Raw genomic sequence first — 17,417 nt, forward strand, 5'->3', positions numbered from 1 at the left:
TAAGCCCATTAGCGCAGATGGTACTGCAGAAATGTGGGAGAGTATGTCGCCGCCTTTTTTTAAAACCCTTATCTTAACTGATAAGGGTTTTTTTGTATCACATAAACTTAAATGATCTAGCTATTGATTTGTAATCTATAGCTATACGCTCTAAAAAAGGGGTGTGAGCTAGTTAAAGATATCTTAAAATATTCTTAATATTTCTTATTAGTCTTAGCTTATTGTTAATTTCACTGTCAAAACTAATTAATCCAAAATATGTTAAGAAAAATACCACTATTTCTATTGGGAATGTTGTTGATTTCTGTGACTTCTTGTTCTACAGCTAAGAAAGCTTCAGCAAGTAAAAAAGGAGCAGTAGCCGCATCAAAACCAAAGAAAAAACCAAAAAAAGGCGGAATTCAACCTTATAGTAAAGTTATTACTAAAGAAGCGAAAAGTGATGAAGGACTGTTTACGATTCATGAAGTAGATGATAAATATTTTTATGAAATCCCAGATACTCTTTTTAATAGAGAGATGTTAATGGTGACAAGAATTGCAAAAACAGCTTCAGGACTTGGTTTCGGAGGAGGAAAGCAAAATACACAAGTACTTCGTTGGGAAAAGAAGAAAAAGCAAGTTTTATTAAGAGTAGTTTCTCATAGTGTTGTAGCTGAAGATTCATTACCAGTACATGAAGCAGTTGTTAACTCTAATTTTGAACCTATTTTATATTCATTCCCAATCAAAGCATTCAGTAAAGATTCTTTGAATACAGTTATTGATGTAACGCCTTTGTTTTCAAAAGATGTGAAAGCTTTAGGGATTCCTCAATTTAGAAGAAGACAATATAAAATTTCACGTTTAGATGCTTCTAGATCATATATCGATAAGTTAAAGAGTTATCCTTTAAATATTGAAGCTAGACATGTTAAAACGTATAATGCAGGTTCGCCACCATCAAATGGAAGTGTAGGTTCTATTTCTGTAGAAATGAGCAACTCAATGATCTTACTTCCAAAAGAACCAATGAAGCGTCGTTACTTTGATGAGCGTGTAGGTTGGTTTACAAGCAGTCAAGTTGATTATGGATTACAGGCACAGAAAAGTAAAAGACTTACGTTTTTAGATCGTTGGAGATTAGAAGTAAGAGATGAAGATATCGAAAAATTCAAAAGAGGAGAACTTGTAGTACCAAAAAAACAAATTGTGTATTATGTAGATAGAGCAACTCCAGAAGAATGGAAGCCATATATCAAGCAAGGTATCGAAGACTGGCAAGTAGCTTTTGAAGCTGCAGGTTTCAAAGATGCTATTATAGCGAAAGATCCTCCAACAGTTGAAGAAGATCCAGATTGGAGTCCAGAAGATGTACGTTATTCAGTAGTTCGCTATTTAGCATCTCCAATTCCAAACGCAAATGGACCTCACGTAAGTGATCCAAGAAGTGGAGAAATTCTTGAAAGTGATATCAATTGGTATCACAATGTAATGAGTTTACTAAGAAACTGGTTCTTTATTCAAACAGCAGCGATCAATCCTGATGCACAAACATTAGAGTTTAAAAATGAAGTAATGGGACGTTTAATTCGTTTCGTATCTGCTCACGAAGTAGGACATACTTTAGGTTTACCTCACAATATGGGAAGTAGTGTTGCATATCCTGTAGAAAAATTACGCGATGCAGCATTCACTAAAAAGTATGGAACAGCACCATCTATTATGGATTATGCGCGTTTTAATTATGTAGCACAACCTGGAGATGAAGGTGTAGCATTGATGCCAAATATTGGTCCTTACGACAAGTACTCTATTAGTTGGGGATATCGTCCAATCTTAGACGCTAAAACCGCTACTGATGAAAAGAAAACATTAGATAAGTGGATTCTTGAGAAAGCAGGAGATCCAATGTACAGATTTGGTGGACAGCAAGTAGGAGATATAGTTGATCCAAGTTCTCAAACAGAAGATTTAGGAGATGATGCAATGAAGGCTAGTGCTTATGGAATTGCAAATCTTAAGAGAATTGTTCCTAATTTAATTAAATGGACTGCTAAAGATGGTAAAAACTATGATGATTTAGACGAAATGTACGGACAAGTATTAGGTCAATATAATCGTTATATGGGACATGTTTCTTCAAATATTGGAGGTGTTTATGAAAATTTCAAAACATACGATCAAGAAGGAGCTGTATATACACATGTAGCAAAAGCAGATCAAAAAAGAGCATTGAAATTTATCAATGAAGAATTATTCCAAACACAAGATTGGTTAATAGATCAAAACATATTTAGTAAAACTCAATATTCTGGAACTACAGATAGAATTAGAGGATTACAAGTACGTACATTGAACAAAATTTTAAGTTTAGGAATACTTGCACGTTTGATGGAAAATGAAACATTAAATGGAAATGATTCATATACGATCCTAGAAATGATGAAAGATTTACGTACAGGAATTTGGACAGAGTTACGCTCAGGAAAAACGATTGATGCGTATCGACGTAACTTGCAAAGAGCTCATATTGATAGATTAGCATATTTAATGACAGCTAAAAGTCAGAGAAGAAGTCCTGATTTTGGAGGAATTCTTAAGAACACACCACACAACACAAGTCAATCTGACTTACGTGCAGTTGTTAGAGCAGAATTGAATACACTAAAAAGACAAATTAGAAATGCAATTGGTCGTACAAGTAATACAATGAGTAAAATACACTTACGTGATGCAGTTGAACGTATCGATGCTATTTTAGATCCGAAATAATACATTTCTCACATACCTTATAAAAAGCAGCTTTCGAGCTGCTTTTTTTTGCTGCAAAGACAGGAATATTCAATAGAATTCTTCCCAAAAGAATAGACTAAAAATTATTTTTATACATAATTCCCCTTAAAATATGTATGCAATAATTGACTGTAATAGTTTTTTCGCTTCTTGCGAAAGAGCTTTTAATCCTGAGTTGATGGACAAACCATTGGCTATTTTATCGAACAACGACGGTTGTGTAATTTCTAGAAGTAGCGAAGCTAAAGCCTTAGGAATTCCTATGGGCGCACCACTTTTTAAATACAAACAAGTCATTGCTGAAAAGAATATTCAAGTACGTTCGTCCAATTATTCTTTATATGGCGATATGAGTGAACGCGTCATGAAACTTCTTGAAAAATTTTCACCCGAAGTAGAAGTGTATAGTATTGATGAAGCTTTTTTAAAATTACCAACATCAAACGATTATCAAACACTAGGACATACCATAAAAACGTATATCTACCAATGTACCGGAATTCCTGTAAGTGTTGGCATTGCACCCACAAAAGCATTGTCAAAAGCAGCAAATAATATAGCTAAGAAATTTCCCAAAAAAACAAATGGATATCACGTTATTGATACTGAAGAAAAACGCATAAAAATGCTCCAATGGCTTCCGGTACAAGATATTTGGGGAATTGGTCGCGGAAATACCAAACGCCTCCAAAACAAAGGCGCACAAACAGCATATGAATTTACACAACTCAAAGACGATTGGGTAAAACGAAATATGTCAATTGTAGGACTGCGACTCAAAAAAGACTTGGAAGGCGAACCCACAATTCAGCTTGAAGATGAAGTACAAAACAAAAAAGCGATTGCCACAACTCGAAGCTTTGAATTTACATTTTCAGACAAAGAAAACATGAAAGAACGCATTGCGACTTTTGCTTCTAGATGTGCAGAAAAACTACGCATGCAAGATTCATCATGCAATATTGTAATGGTGTATTTGAGAAGCGATCGAAACAAAAAAAACGAATCGCAATACAGAGCTAGTAAAGTAATAACGCTGCCGTACGCAACAGATTCTACACTTACCATCAATCAATTTGCACAAAAAGCATTGTATGAAATTTTCAAACCAGGAATCAAGTACAAAAGAGCAGGCGTCATTTTAATGGGATTGATCAAAACAAACGCATTACAGCTAGATTTATTCAAAAACGAAGACCCAAAACACAAACAACTTATGAATGCTATGGATGTGTTGAATGAGAAATATGGCGGACGAAAAATAAAAATGGCAAATCAAGACTTACAACGCACATGGAAAATGCGACAAGCACATTTATCTCCAGAATACACTACAAAATTTAGTGATATTATAACTCTAAACTGTGATACGATTTAATTCAGAAGAAAGATGAAGAAACACAAAAATGACACATCGCTCACATTTTACACATCCATTCAAGGGAATATAAAATTGCAATATGTAGAGGAAGGAATTTCTGCAGGATTTCCTTCACCAGCGGACGATTTTAAAAACAGACGCATCAGTTTAGATAGAGAACTTATCAAAGATGAAAACACAACCTATTACGCACGTGTAAGTGGAGAATCTATGATTGGCGCAGGTTTGGACAATAACGACTTATTAGTTATTGACAAAAGTATTCCTCCGAAAAATGGTAAAATTGCGGTGTGTTACGTAGATGGAGAATTCACAGTAAAACGTTTAAAAATAACAAAAGAATGTGTATATCTCATGCCAGAAAATGATAATTATAAGCCGATAAAAGTAACGAAAGATAAGCAATTACTCATTTGGGGAATTGTTACGTACGTGATTAAAAAAGTATGATTGTATAAAAATTTGAAGTAACAATTTTCTCAAAAAAGATACTGATATAATCTAACGCATATAATTTTTAATAAACCCTAACTGTAAATACGCGAATGAATATAGACATCGATAAACTAGAATTAACAATAAAAAAGAAGTATAGTTTTAAATACAAACCTGAATTTTCAGAATCATTTACTACAAAAATTAAGGACAATCAAATAATACCTTTGGCAAATAAAGTTTTTGAAAAATTAGGATGGGCAATTGTGTTTTTTGATGAAAAATCTATAGAAGCGAAAAGGAAAGATACTTGGGGAAAGTTTACAGAAAAAATAACAATTACCATAAAGGCAGCAGGAAGAATAAAAGTACATAGCAAGACTTTAGAAGGAAATTTTATTGATTTTGGAAGAAACTCTAAGCGAACAGGAATATTCATAGCACTGTTTCAAAAGTTAGCAGATGCATACGAAAAGAGTGATGAACTTACCAAAATACAAACAGCGCACGAAAAACAGTATGGTTGGGACGATTACGAAGTTCCAACCGAATTACCAAAACCAGGCATTTACAAAGAACCTAATGTCGTACTTTCAATAGTTGGCGGATTAATTATTGCAATCATATTTGGAATATTAGTTGGATTCTTAACGCAAAGTTTCACATACATAATCGGATTATATGAAGTCGGAATAGGTTTTGGAATCGGGTATTTATTTGGTCAAGTTTTAAAGAAGACAAACTATCTCAAATTTAAAACAGTTCAGTTTACGTTAGCAGGAATGATGTTAGTCATGTTGCTCACAAACCTTTTCACTCAATATGTATTAATTACAACGAAAGCTAATATTAGTGATTTAAGTTTTTTTGAGTTTTTAAACCTACTTTTAGAAGCAGGATTGACAATAAAAAAATCGAATTTAGGATGGATTGGCCTCGTAATAAGTTGGTTGTTACAAATAGTGTTTCCATTTATCTTAGCGCAAGCAAAAGTAGCAATGATTGTTATGAATCATGACATAAAAAAAGTGCCAGAAGCAGTCATTGAATACACAATTTATCTCTTTGAAATGGGGAAAACCGAAAGTGAAGTCAGAGCAGAATTATCCCTAAAAGGATGGGGAAAGAAAACGGATCAACAAAGTATCTTTCATGCACTCGTAGCAATTCAAGGATATAAAGAAAGCTATCGCGAATAGTATGACAATCTATATGATGATGAATGTGTAATTGTAATTAAAATCATATCTTAGAAAGTAAATTTGAAATGTATGACAGAGTTTACAAGGTGAAAATGCTGAATTTAGCATTATATATGAGGAAATAAAAGCATTACTATTTGTGTAAATTTTAAAAAATGAAAATACCCAAAATAAAAGGAATAATTGATAGGCGAATTCTTATCAACTATCAAGTTGATAGAGAAGTTTTGGAAAATTATCTCCCGAAACCATTTAAGCCTAAACTGGTGAATGGAAAAGGTATTGCCGGAATATGTTTAATCAGACTCAAAGAAGTTAGACCTAAAGGATTGCCAAGGCAAATTGGGATTTCTTCTGAAAATGGTGCGCATAGAATTGCGGTGGAATGGAGTGAAAACGGAGCATTAAAAGAAGGAGTCTATATTCCAAGAAGAGACACTTCTTCCAAACTAAATTCTTTGGCAGGAGGAACTATTTTTCCAGGTGTTCATCATCTTGCGCAATTCACAGTAAATGAATCTAAAGGAAATTATAAAGTGGCATTTGTCAGCGATGATGAAACCTCTTTATCAATTGAAGCCAGTGAAACGGATGATTGGAATGAAGAAAGTATATTTGAAAACCTAAATTGTGTTTCAGAATTTTTTGAAAATGGCGCTGTTGGATATTCTCCTAACAATCATGATTTTGATGGACTAGAGCTCAAAGCATATCACTGGAAAGTATCACTTTTGAATGTGCATAAGGTGCAATCTAGTTTTTTTGAGAATACAGATATTTTTCCAAAAGGTTCAGTAAAATTTGACAATGCACTATTGATGAAAAATATTGAACATGAATGGATTGGATTGAAAAAAATAGAAAACCCGAACACCATATAAAAATACAGCAGTACTTTGGAGATGTAATATCTTTGATAATAAACACGTTGTACAATATTAAAAAAGTAACAAGAGTATGAGTCGCTCAAAAAAGAAAACGAAAATACAAGGAATTACGAGTGCAACTTCTGAAAAAGCAAACAAACAAGAAGCAAATAGAAAATTTCGCAGAGTAGTAAAACAAAAAGTAAAATTAGGGAAAACAGAATTGCCAGAATTACGTGAAATTTCAAATGTTTGGGCTTTTGACAAAGATGGAAAAATATATGATTCCGAAATGACAGCGAAAGAATTAAGAAAGTAAAAAATCTAAAGAAATAAATAATGGGAATCGCATTACATGTCATTGGATATAAAAAAAATCAAGACTATATCACTGGCGAAATTAAAGTTCTTGGATGGTATGAAGTAAATTTAGCTATAGACAATACAAATGATAGAATTGATAGAAGCGAGACAGATTTGCGACTTGAAATAGACATCTTTAATAAAGCTATTGAAGACTACAGTGTTTTTGGATTATATAGTACATCAGATGCTGCTTTTATACATTGCATTGCTGATAATATGTCTGGAAGTGGCTACAGAATGGAAAATGGAGTAAACCATGTAGTAATGTTTGATGCTAAGCGCATCCTAAACGTGATAAGACAGATATTACATAATATAGGTGAAATAAGACTTGATCCAGAAATCATGAAAATGCATAAAGAAAATTTAAGCTACTTTGAAAATTCTCTTGATATCATTGCTGCAGAAGATGGAATGGTTTGGTTGTGTGTAGCGTAATTATTTATTAATTATAGTATTAACGAAAAGTTTTTACAATTAACAATGTGTCAGTTCGAGCGCAGTCGAGAAAGGAATACGACTAGTTCTATTAAATTTCGACTGCGCTCGATTAGACATTTATATTAAAGAGATAAGCATCAAATAGATAATAATTCAGTTGTATCAAATTCACATTTTAAATAAAAGTTTTGTGAACATTTTCATTTTTGATTCAACAGATTACTTACACTTAATTAGCCGATAAAAGAACTATCTTCCTTCTACTAACTGAGCGGTAAATGGTACTTGACGCAATTTTGGAGCGCTAAAACCTTCCATTTTTACACACAATCCAAAAGCTACCAAAGCTGATGAAACGGCGCCTTCTTGCCAACCTGGTAATGCGGAAAGCTGATCGCCAACAATATAAAAACCATCGTCTCCTTCCTGTAACGTATTATAAACCCATTCGGCAGATTCATGCGGTGCATGTTCGGCGCGTTTTAAAATATTTCCTTTTCTAATGCGAAGAATATCGTGGTAATTCAAATTAGGATCTTTGGTTTGATCGTCAATCTTTGTCCAATCTACCCAACCACCGCGTTGTGTTTTAATATTTTGCCAAGCGATGGTCAATCCGTGATCCAATTGATCTGCAAATCCTTCTCCATGTAACAATGCGGCGCCTTCTTTCGCTTCATTTAATCGCCAAGCAGGATCGTGATCGCCCCAATCAATGGCATTATCTGAAAAATTATAAGCGCCTGTTAAAATTCCTAAGTTTTGATGATAATCATTTGACGGATACCACATTTGTACCATTGGATGATTGGTCCAAGAAATTCCTCCAAAAATTGGAACCGTATTCTTATCTGCTGGATCTTGCCAATACTTACGCTTGCTTTGCCAACCAACTTTTACGGTTGGACGCAGAAATTCTTTATGATCAAATACAATATTCAAGGCTTTTTCAAAATCAGCATTTTTAAACAATCCCGGAGTAATTTTATCTTGTAATAGCGGAATTGGCATATTGCTAAAACAATTATTTGCCGTGATCGTTTCATGAGTTTCTCCACTTGCATAATTCACAATATAGCGATGACCTTTTCTCATAATTTTAGTCACAGGCGCATTTAAAATAATAGTTCCGCCTAGTTTTTGTACTTCCACAGCTAGTGCTTTTACAAACATATCCATTCCGCCAACAGGTTGAAACGAAGTTTGTTGCCACAGAAAATCATCTGGTTGGTAAAAACTCAAATTCCAAAACTCAGATTCTAACATGGTTGTAAAATCAAGTTTCGGCATAATATTTTCTTCCTCGCCCAGCATTGTTTTTCCTGGCAATTCAGTATATCCAGAACGAGATGTTTTTTCAAAAATGCCGCTCTCACTCAAATCACCAAACTTTTTCAACCATGCATGGAATCGAGCTTTATTTTCTTCATCTACTTCGCCAGCATCATCTGTCAAAGCATCCATCAAAGGTTTTACAAAACTTAAAAACTTGGTATGTTTTGTAGGATCGTCACTCTTTTTTATGATATCTAATAATTCAGGCAAAGCATATAAAAACTGAGAAAAATAGCCTCTAGGATCGTTTGCCAACCTACGATTTACAATAGTTGTGGGTTTATTTTTTGAATTCACAAAGCTTTTTCCATCATACACAACATTCGAACGACTTTGCATCACATACACTTCCAACTTTACACCAAGTGTTTTACAATAATTCAATACGTCTCTATGTGCAGAAGGAATCCGTCCTGGACCGCAATTTAAATAAGGTAGATTATACATATCTTCCACGGTAAACTCGCAAGTTTGGGTATAACTTGTCCCAGGTTTATTCTCTGGGTTTTCGGTAAAACTATCGCCAGGTCGTACGGTAAGACTACGTCCGCCAATTCTATTTTGCGCTTCTAAAACCGTTACTTTAAATTTTGTATGTTTCAATAATTCATACGCAATTGACAAACCAGCAACGCCAGCTCCAATAACAATAGCTTCTTCGCCGTCGCCGATATCTATAGAAAAAAGGGTAGAGCCAATTTTTCGTTCTAAGATTTGTGTTTGATCAAAATTTGTAGTGAACATTTCCAGTTCGCCACCATTCTGATCTGTTTTTCGTAAAAAAGTCATTGTAGACGCAAATGTACTTTCATCCATGATTGTTAATTTTTTAGGTGATTAATTATATGGTATGTTAGAAAGTTAAGGAAAAAAAGTAGTGTTTGTAGTATAAATATGAACTAAACAGCAGAATTTACGTTTAGTTATAGAGAAGCAAAGTAAATCTAAGAAGGATATCTATCTAAATAGAAAACGTGTTTCAGCAATCTACTGAAGCAACTTATTCAAAATAACTTCCAGATATTCAAGGTCTTTCTCTGTAAAATCTTTCACTTCCTTAGTTTGTTTGTTAAATGTTGGAGGAATTCCAGGACCGATATATTCAACAATTCCATCGGTGTTTACGATTATAATTTTTGGATAAGCTTTGACTCCTAAATCATTCTTTAAAAAAGATTTTGCGCTGACCAAATGATCAAAATTATAAGTGTTCGTTTTCAAAAACGTTGTTACTTCTTCTTTAGAATCAAAAGTAATCGATCTAAAATCAACTTTATCCTTATACTTTTCTTGTAACTTGTTCAATATTGGCATTTCGCGTCTGCATGGAACACAATCCACAAACCAAAGATTGATAAAAGTTACCTTTCCCTTCAAATCTTTAGCCGTTACTTTTTTGCCTGCTAAATTTCGCAATCTAAAATCAGGAAAGGCTTTGTGTTCAAGTGTATACAGCTTTTCGTTTCTTCCTGGAGCACTTTCAAATTCATACTTAATAATATGGATGATGGAATCATTTCTTTCCATAGTATTCACAATCGTATAACTCGTAGTCACTACAAAAGTGTTATTTTTTGCTTTATCATTTAAGTTCTTAATTCTTTCGTCTAACTGTGTTTTGGTAAGAACTTTGTTTCCTTTCTGTGTTTTAAAATATTCTTGTGCCTGCGTTGTAGGTATACAAAAAATAAAAACTAGGAATACAAAGAAGTACTTCGGCATGATACAGTTGTCTTTTTAGAAAGTTAGGAAATTCAATATACATCAAATAATAGAAGAAGAAAAACAGTCTTCGTAAGAAAGAAATCCAAAAAGCAATCTAGTTATTTTTTGATTGAAACGAACAAAGTCTTACTGTTTCAAAATCTGAGCGTATAATCAAAAGTAGTATATTTGACTTGATGCCAATTTGAAATGCAGTGTTTATCAAGTGTACACACAACTTTTAGCCAATTAAAATCCGAAAGCCATTGATTTTTGAAAACCACATTCTAGAAAAACCTTTAGCAGATTATATTGAATCTATCTTTTATTTTAAAGGCTTTACGCCAGATCATTCCATAGAAAGAGTCGTGCCAACAGGACATCTTTTTATCATCTTTGAATTGGATGGTTTTGAAAGAAATACGTTTAATAATGAAACGCTGCAACCTAATGGAAACTATAAAAATGTATGGATTTCAGGAATGCATAAAAATCACTTGACCATTTCGGCACATCAAGATTCTGAAATGTTTGTAATTCAGTTTAAAACCAGTGGCGCATATCCTTTTTTAAAAATACCAATACACGAAGTAAATAATAAAGTCATAGATGGTCAAGAATTTTTTGGTGATGACATTCTAGATTTAAGAACTCAAATTTTAGAAGAAACAGAAATTACGGGTAAGTTTACAAAAGCCGAAAACTGGTTACTCAGTAAACTTGATACAAAAAAAACGGCTCCTACTGAAGCTTTACATGTACTTTCTCAGTTACAAACAAAACCTGTTTCAGAAGCCAATGAAATCGTTTCTTCTTATCCAAACTCTCAAAAACATTTGATCAACCAGTTTAAAAAATACTTCGGTTTGACTCCTAAAGTGTTTCATAGAATTTATAGATTTAATGAAATACTAAAGCAAATCCATAACAAAGAAGATCTAAAATGGTCGCAAATAGCGTATGAATTCGGATATGCAGATCAATCACACTTTATAAAAGAATTCAAAGAGTTTTCCGGGTTCAATCCGCAAGAGTTTATAAACTCAGATTTTCATAAAGATGATGAAACCAATTTTTTTCCGATTGATCGAAAAGGTTAATTTTTTACTATCATGCTAATTTTTTAATATCTTAATTTGTAATTCACATGTATAGAATTATGAAAAAAATAATACTTCAAGCTGTTTTCTTGTGTCTTCCTTTATTGCTTTTGGCACAAGAACCTATAAAAAATAGAGTTCAATCTGTGATAGATTCTTCGCATGCAAACAATTTAGTTTTAAAACAATCTTTTGAAATCAATGCGCCGCTAGATGCTGTATGGAATGCTTATACTACAAAAAAAGGTTGGGAAAGTTGGGCAACTGCTAAAGCTGAAATTGACTTCAAAATAAACGGAATTATCAAAACGAATTACAATAAAAATGGAGAAATTGGAGACGATTCAACCATTACATTGCATATTATAAATTACATTCCCAAACGTATGTTAACGCTTCAAGCAGAGATTACCAAAAACTTTCCTGCGTTCATGAAAGCCGATGAAAAAGACTTATTTAATATGATTCTCTTTGAAGAAATCAGCGCAACCAAAACAAAAGTGATATCCTACGGAATTGGCTATAAGAAAAATGAAAAATATATGTCTTTAATGAAGTTTTTTATTCAAGGCAATGAACAATCGTATATAAACTTGATATCGTATTTAGAAACAGGAAAACCTTCAGTAAAATATTAAATTATGGATAAAGCACTTCAAACAATGATTGATAATATGCCTGAAAAAACAGGTAAATCACTAACCGAATGGAAAGCATTGTTAAAAAACAAAACCTTTGCCAAGCATTCTGAAGCCGTAAATTTTCTTAAAAAAGAACACGGCGTAACACATGGTTTTGCCAATACAATTGTGACTTTATCAAAGGAAGAAAACAACACACCAGATGATCTTGTTCAAAACCAATATAAAGGCAAAGAAAGTCTAGTTTCTATATACGAAGCACTTTTGTCGGTAGTAAGCGCTTTTGGTGAAGATGTAACCATTACACCTAAAAAGACTAGCGTAAGCATCATTAGAAAAAAACAATTTGCACTTATAAAACCAGCAACTAAAACGAGAATTGACTTAGGTTTAAAAATAAAAGACAAACCAACTACGGAACGACTTGAAAATTCAGGACCATTTGGAACCATGTGTACGCATAGAGTACGATTGACAGACGCTAATCAAGTGGATGCTGAATTAAAAGAATGGCTTTTAGAAGCCTATGAAAAAGCACAATAAGATGGTGTGTTTATATAATTAAGAAAAAACTAAGAGAATTCGTATTGAGTTTTTCGAAGTGAAGAGTATTCAACATCATACATTTCTCGATACAATTTTTTGCAAAAATCACTCGAAAAGACGTTTTGAGATTATAATTTTATTCAATATATCTAAAAACACTCGTACTGAGCTTGTCGAAATGAAGCAAGTGTAATTGTCTAAACCCTAAGTTTCTGAAATCAAGCTTTTTAATTGAGGATTTGAAAACAATAAACTCTTTTTTTAAAGTTCAGTTTCTAATTTGGAATTCAAGTTAGAGGCAATTGTTTTTTTGAATAAATCTATATCATAAGGTTTTAAAATAATATCATTCATACCACATTCGAAGATTTGATTTTTTTGTTCCTCTATGTCTACGGCAGTAAGTGCAATTATAGGAATCGTGGTATTAAACTGTCTAATATCTTTAGTAGCTTCAATGCCGTTTTTTACAGGCATATTAATATCCATTAATATCAAATCGAATGTAGATTGTTTAACGGCGCTGACTGCTTTTTCTCCATTTTCCGCAATAGAACAAACAACTCCTTCACTGTCTAGAATACGTTTCGTAACAGTTTGGTTGATACGATTGTCTTCTACAATAAGTACTCTTTTATGTTGTAATTGTTTAAAATCTAAAATAGGAGACATATTCTGTTCTAAAGTCTCATTAGAAATTAGCATACTTAGCGTAAAAGTAAACGTACTGCCTTTTCCAAGCTCGCTTTCTACGGCAATAGTTCCGTTAGCTTGCTCTATTAGTTTTTTAACAATTGGTAAACCTAAACCAGTGCCTTGATAAGCGGAAGACGACGAATCTATTTGCGCAAATTCATTAAAAACGTGATCTAATTTAGTTTTCTCAATGCCAGGACCAGTATCCTTAATTGTAAATTTCAACTTTGCAACAGTATCTGTTTTTTCTAATAGTTCTATAGTGATATCAATCTTTCCTTTCTCTGTAAACTTACAGGCGTTGCCTATTAAATTCATAAGTATTTGAGACAATCGTACCGAATTACATTTTAATAACAAAGGAACTTCTTTATGTAGCGTTACACTAATTTCATTTTGATGTTGTAGTGTTATATACTCGAATGAAGAGACTATTCTAGTCGTTAGCGTTTTTAAATTAAACGTAATATCTTCATCTATAAAGTTTTTATTTTCAATCTTGTTAATATGCAGTAAATCATTAACAAGCGTGAGTAAATAATTCGCTGAAAACTTTAATGATTTTAAATCTTTTTCATGCTTTTTTAAATCCTCATTTTCAAGTAAAATAGAACTTAAGCCAATAACGCCGTATAAAGGTGTTCGCAACTCATGACTTACTGTAGCAAAGAATTTAGTCTTCGTTTTTGCAAATTCTTCACTTTCTTTTTTAGCTATTAAATACTGCTTATTCTTAATTTTTAAATCTTCTACGAGCGCTTTTCTTCTTTTACTAGAAACGTATGTTATTACTAATATTAAAATCAAAAAAGCAACAGTAGCTATAGCGAGTATAAAAAAAGTATTTCTTCGTTCAGCTTGTTCTACTAAAAGTTCTTTTTCCAGCTCATTAGTCTTAATCTGATTTTTATAGCGCTCTACATTTAACTTTGCATTTACCGCATCAATAATATTTTTGGCTTCACTTTCTTCTCTTCCTTCTTCATAGACCTTCAGTATCTTATTAATTTTATAAAATTCTTTATAATCTTTTTTCAACTCCAAAGCTTCTCTGTAGCCTGTGTAGCCTTCTACTAAAGCTTCCACAAAATCAGTATTTTCACAAAGCGCAATTGTTTTTTTAAAGTTTTCTATCGCTTCATCTGCTTTATTAAGCAATAAAAATCTTCTTCCTACATTGTGAAAATGACTTGCTTGAAAATGCGGAGGATTTCCTATGGCATTTAAGTAGAACGCTGTTTTTTCTATATGATAATTGCTACTATCAGGGTTATTAACTTCATTAAAAGCACGTGCTAAATTATGATGCAATATAAATAGGCGTGTCGTATCTTTTAAACGTTCGGCCAATTCAACACTTTCTAAATATATACGTATGGTTATGTTTTTTTGACCCTCTTTGTAGTAATAAATATTTGCCAAATTGGCTTTTGATTTTAAAATAAGAGAACTATCATTTGTTTTCTCTGCATATGCTAAAGTCTTTAAAAATAATTTCTTTGCTTTTACACTATCTTTTACCTTAATTAAGGTATTACCAACAACTCCTCTAGTATCGTGAATATGATTTGCATTGCTGCTCATTTTTGCTAAAGCCAAACCTTTATCTGCATAAATTAAAATAGGAGCATAATTTGCTTTGTAATGCTCTTCATTCATTAATTTAATCATGGCATCTACATGTGCTGTAATCTCAGTTTTTGTAGAGTCTTTAGATATTGTAGGTAATGCGTCTAATATGGAATTAAGATTATTTGAATTTAAATTAGGATCTATATCTTGTGTCTGACCTTGCAAAGTCAAACTAAAGCAGGATATAATTAGAATTAATATTTTCGTAAGCAATTTCATGTTAATCTTGAGAGTTTGGGAACAACAAGATACATATTTTCTAATAAAGAATTGCTTTTTAATACTTTAAGAAATCCTCTAAACAACTATAATATGAAGATATGAGTATTAAAAATTCAGAACCTATCTCTAAAAGACTCTCGGACATAATTGCATATGAACAACCTTATTAAAAAAATGAGTTATCAACTTGATTTGTATTTGCTATAAGTTTAATACTAAACCATGCAATTACATAGAGTCGAAACCATTTTAGTACTTTTACGAATCAATGAAAATGAACGAAAAAAATAGAGATTATAACCAGCCAATACAATGGAGTGGAGATTTAGATGATGATTGCACAGCAAAGTGGTCAGGATTAATGTTACGCGCAGAATGGATGGATGAAGACTATTGGTGGTGGTGCGTTTATGATACACTTGATAATCAAAATCAGATTGATAGTGCTAATGAATATGATGAACGAATTATTGGAGGAGAAAAAGCACGAGAAAAAGCCGAAGAAGTAGCCAAAGACTATCTAAAAAATGAGTTGATACACAAATTAAAAAACTCAGAAGAAGAAATCGATTTTGACAAATTGATTTCAGATTTAAAACGTATAGGAATTTCACCTATAGTTACAATTTTTATTTTAGTCAAAGATTTTGGATTTGAATATAGTGATGCGAAAAACAAAGTATTTGATGCGCCAGTTTGGAAAGGAGTAAGAGAACAATCTGAAATGCTGACTCAATCCTTTTTGGATGCTGGAGCAGAAGATGCGGATGAAGTGGAAATGATTGACGGACGAGTAGCTTCAATAACGTTTGATTTGACAAAAGAAGATGCGGAAAAAGAAGATGAGGAAAAAGAAAAACAAACTTTTTGGAAAAGAGTAAAATCGAAATTTAAATACTAAAAGTGTACTACAATACAGTATATAAAAGATAGCTAATAAATTTTACCAACATACCAAAATACCAGCATACCAACATACCAAAAGGCAAAGCCGCGTCTAACAATCTAACAATCTAAGAAGTCTAAATCAAGCTTTAATAAAATCTTCATATTCATAATAAAACGCTTCAAACTGTTGCATCGTTTCATTCAAAAATACCATCGTTTCTTGCCAAGTATTTTTATTGTGAATAGAAACATGGTGCTTTTCCAAGTAAATTCTGGAAATTTCTTTGCCATTAGGTAACACATGATCTTCATCAAAAGTAGCATCTGGTAGAAATTCGGCTGTCAAAATAGCTTTCAGTGAAATCATTTTATCCCAATATTTGATACGATTCTCAATATTCTGATCTTCAATATCCAACGTAACCATGGCTTTCTTTTTATCAAAATAAAACTTAAACGAAAAATCGCGAATCTTTGTGTTGTACAAAATCCACTTTCGTGGGAATGATTTCCCAAACGAAGTCCAAAAATCTTCTCGTAATTTCCTTGATTCTGCTTTACTAAACATGAAAAAACTGCAATTTTTCATTCCGCATTGTACATTGAACTTGTCAAAGTTTGATGCAGAATATTTATACTAAATTTCAAAATCAAAGATATTATATTTTTAAAAAGTATTTATAGCGTATCCTAAAACTATTATCCGTTTATTTACGTTGTTTCAAGAATAAGAAAGCATTATACATAACTAGTATGAACAAGCAAAAAATATACAACCGTATCGTTCAGTTAAAATTGACAAGAATAGCACTTGTTTGTATCGCTATACTATTGATTGGATGTAGCAAAGATAACAATGCAAACAAGTTTTACCTTGCCAATGCAACCTACGATTTTGGAAATACAAGCGGAAATCAAATCTTAAAAACAACATTTATCATCGATAACCTATTTGACGTTCCTACGGAGATTGTTGCGGTAAATTCAAGTTGTAAATGTGTAAAAACTACATATGCTAAAAAGCTTTTACAACCCAATGAATCCATGGAAATAGCAGTGGAGTTTGATACAAAAGGCTTTCGCGGAATGCAGAAAAAATCAATAACGATAGAAACGAATCATAAAAACAATAAGTATATACGTTTCTCGGTACAAACGCATATTGAAGGTTTTAAAGATTAAAAAGT

General features: G+C 32.5%; 16 protein-coding genes. 12 read left to right on the forward strand and 4 right to left on the reverse strand.

The window, feature by feature from the left end; genetic code table 11:
• Positions 1-258: 258 nt before the first annotated feature.
• The 7 genes from Q0845_RS10560 (at position 259) to Q0845_RS10590 (ending at position 7,463) form a co-directional block, all read left to right on the forward strand.
• Positions 259-2,754: a zinc-dependent metalloprotease gene (locus Q0845_RS10560; RefSeq protein ID WP_298512637.1), complete on the forward strand. Its 2,496-nt coding sequence runs from the start codon at positions 259-261 to the stop codon at positions 2,752-2,754.
• A gap of 133 nt (positions 2,755-2,887) precedes the next feature.
• A complete protein-coding gene (locus Q0845_RS10565) occupies positions 2,888-4,153 on the forward strand; it encodes a Y-family DNA polymerase (protein ID WP_298512639.1) in 1,266 nt (421 codons plus the stop codon).
• Positions 4,154-4,165: 12 nt separating this feature from the next.
• Positions 4,166-4,606: a LexA family transcriptional regulator gene (locus Q0845_RS10570; RefSeq protein ID WP_298512642.1), complete on the forward strand. Its 441-nt coding sequence runs from the start codon at positions 4,166-4,168 to the stop codon at positions 4,604-4,606.
• Positions 4,607-4,701: 95 nt separating this feature from the next.
• Positions 4,702-5,790, forward strand: coding sequence for a hypothetical protein (locus Q0845_RS10575; protein ID WP_298512645.1), 1,089 nt, complete (start codon positions 4,702-4,704; stop codon positions 5,788-5,790).
• A 158-nt stretch (positions 5,791-5,948) separates the two neighbouring features.
• On the forward strand, positions 5,949-6,674 hold the full coding sequence (locus tag Q0845_RS10580; protein ID WP_298512649.1) for a DUF2071 domain-containing protein: 726 nt from the start codon (positions 5,949-5,951) through the stop codon (positions 6,672-6,674).
• A gap of 76 nt (positions 6,675-6,750) precedes the next feature.
• Entirely contained in the window at positions 6,751-6,978 is a 228-nt protein-coding gene (locus Q0845_RS10585) for a hypothetical protein (RefSeq protein WP_298512651.1), read from the forward strand.
• A gap of 20 nt (positions 6,979-6,998) precedes the next feature.
• Positions 6,999-7,463 (forward strand): hypothetical protein, encoded by a 465-nt coding sequence (locus Q0845_RS10590; RefSeq protein WP_298512654.1) that lies wholly within the window; start codon positions 6,999-7,001, stop codon positions 7,461-7,463.
• Positions 7,464-7,715: 252 nt separating this feature from the next.
• Here Q0845_RS10590 and Q0845_RS10595 read toward each other — a convergent pair whose 3' ends face one another.
• Both Q0845_RS10595 and Q0845_RS10600 read right to left on the reverse strand, forming a co-directional pair.
• Entirely contained in the window at positions 7,716-9,617 is a 1,902-nt protein-coding gene (locus Q0845_RS10595; protein WP_298512657.1) for an FAD-dependent oxidoreductase, read from the reverse strand.
• Between the two features lie 171 nt (positions 9,618-9,788).
• Positions 9,789-10,523 (reverse strand): TlpA disulfide reductase family protein, encoded by a 735-nt coding sequence (locus Q0845_RS10600; RefSeq protein WP_298512660.1) that lies wholly within the window; start codon positions 10,521-10,523, stop codon positions 9,789-9,791.
• A 248-nt stretch (positions 10,524-10,771) separates the two neighbouring features.
• Between Q0845_RS10600 and Q0845_RS10605 the strand changes: the two genes are divergently transcribed.
• From Q0845_RS10605 to Q0845_RS10615, 3 genes are read left to right on the forward strand one after another with little or no spacing between them, the layout of a single operon-like run.
• A complete protein-coding gene (locus tag Q0845_RS10605) occupies positions 10,772-11,605 on the forward strand; it encodes an AraC family transcriptional regulator (RefSeq protein ID WP_298512663.1) in 834 nt (277 codons plus the stop codon).
• Positions 11,606-11,664: 59 nt separating this feature from the next.
• Positions 11,665-12,243: an SRPBCC domain-containing protein gene (locus tag Q0845_RS10610; RefSeq protein ID WP_298512665.1), complete on the forward strand. Its 579-nt coding sequence runs from the start codon at positions 11,665-11,667 to the stop codon at positions 12,241-12,243.
• A gap of 3 nt (positions 12,244-12,246) precedes the next feature.
• A complete protein-coding gene (locus Q0845_RS10615) occupies positions 12,247-12,789 on the forward strand; it encodes a DUF4287 domain-containing protein (protein WP_298512669.1) in 543 nt (180 codons plus the stop codon).
• A gap of 264 nt (positions 12,790-13,053) precedes the next feature.
• Here the strand turns inward: Q0845_RS10615 and Q0845_RS10620 are convergent, their stop codons facing one another.
• Positions 13,054-15,339, reverse strand: coding sequence for an ATP-binding protein (locus Q0845_RS10620; RefSeq protein ID WP_298512672.1), 2,286 nt, complete (start codon positions 15,337-15,339; stop codon positions 13,054-13,056).
• Positions 15,340-15,616: 277 nt separating this feature from the next.
• Between Q0845_RS10620 and Q0845_RS10625 the strand changes: the two genes are divergently transcribed.
• A complete protein-coding gene (locus Q0845_RS10625) occupies positions 15,617-16,243 on the forward strand; it encodes a hypothetical protein (RefSeq protein ID WP_298512675.1) in 627 nt (208 codons plus the stop codon).
• A 126-nt stretch (positions 16,244-16,369) separates the two neighbouring features.
• Here the strand turns inward: Q0845_RS10625 and Q0845_RS10630 are convergent, their stop codons facing one another.
• Entirely contained in the window at positions 16,370-16,798 is a 429-nt protein-coding gene (locus tag Q0845_RS10630) for a DUF4268 domain-containing protein (RefSeq protein ID WP_298512678.1), read from the reverse strand.
• 185 nt (positions 16,799-16,983) lie between these two features.
• Here Q0845_RS10630 and Q0845_RS10635 point away from each other — a divergent pair, with 185 nt between their 5' ends.
• Positions 16,984-17,412, forward strand: a complete 429-nt coding sequence (locus Q0845_RS10635; protein WP_298512681.1) for a DUF1573 domain-containing protein — start codon at positions 16,984-16,986, stop codon at positions 17,410-17,412.
• The last annotated feature ends 5 nt before the right edge of the window (positions 17,413-17,417 follow it).

Source organism: uncultured Kordia sp., from assembly GCF_947489565.1.
GTDB lineage: Bacteria > Bacteroidota > Bacteroidia > Flavobacteriales > Flavobacteriaceae > Kordia.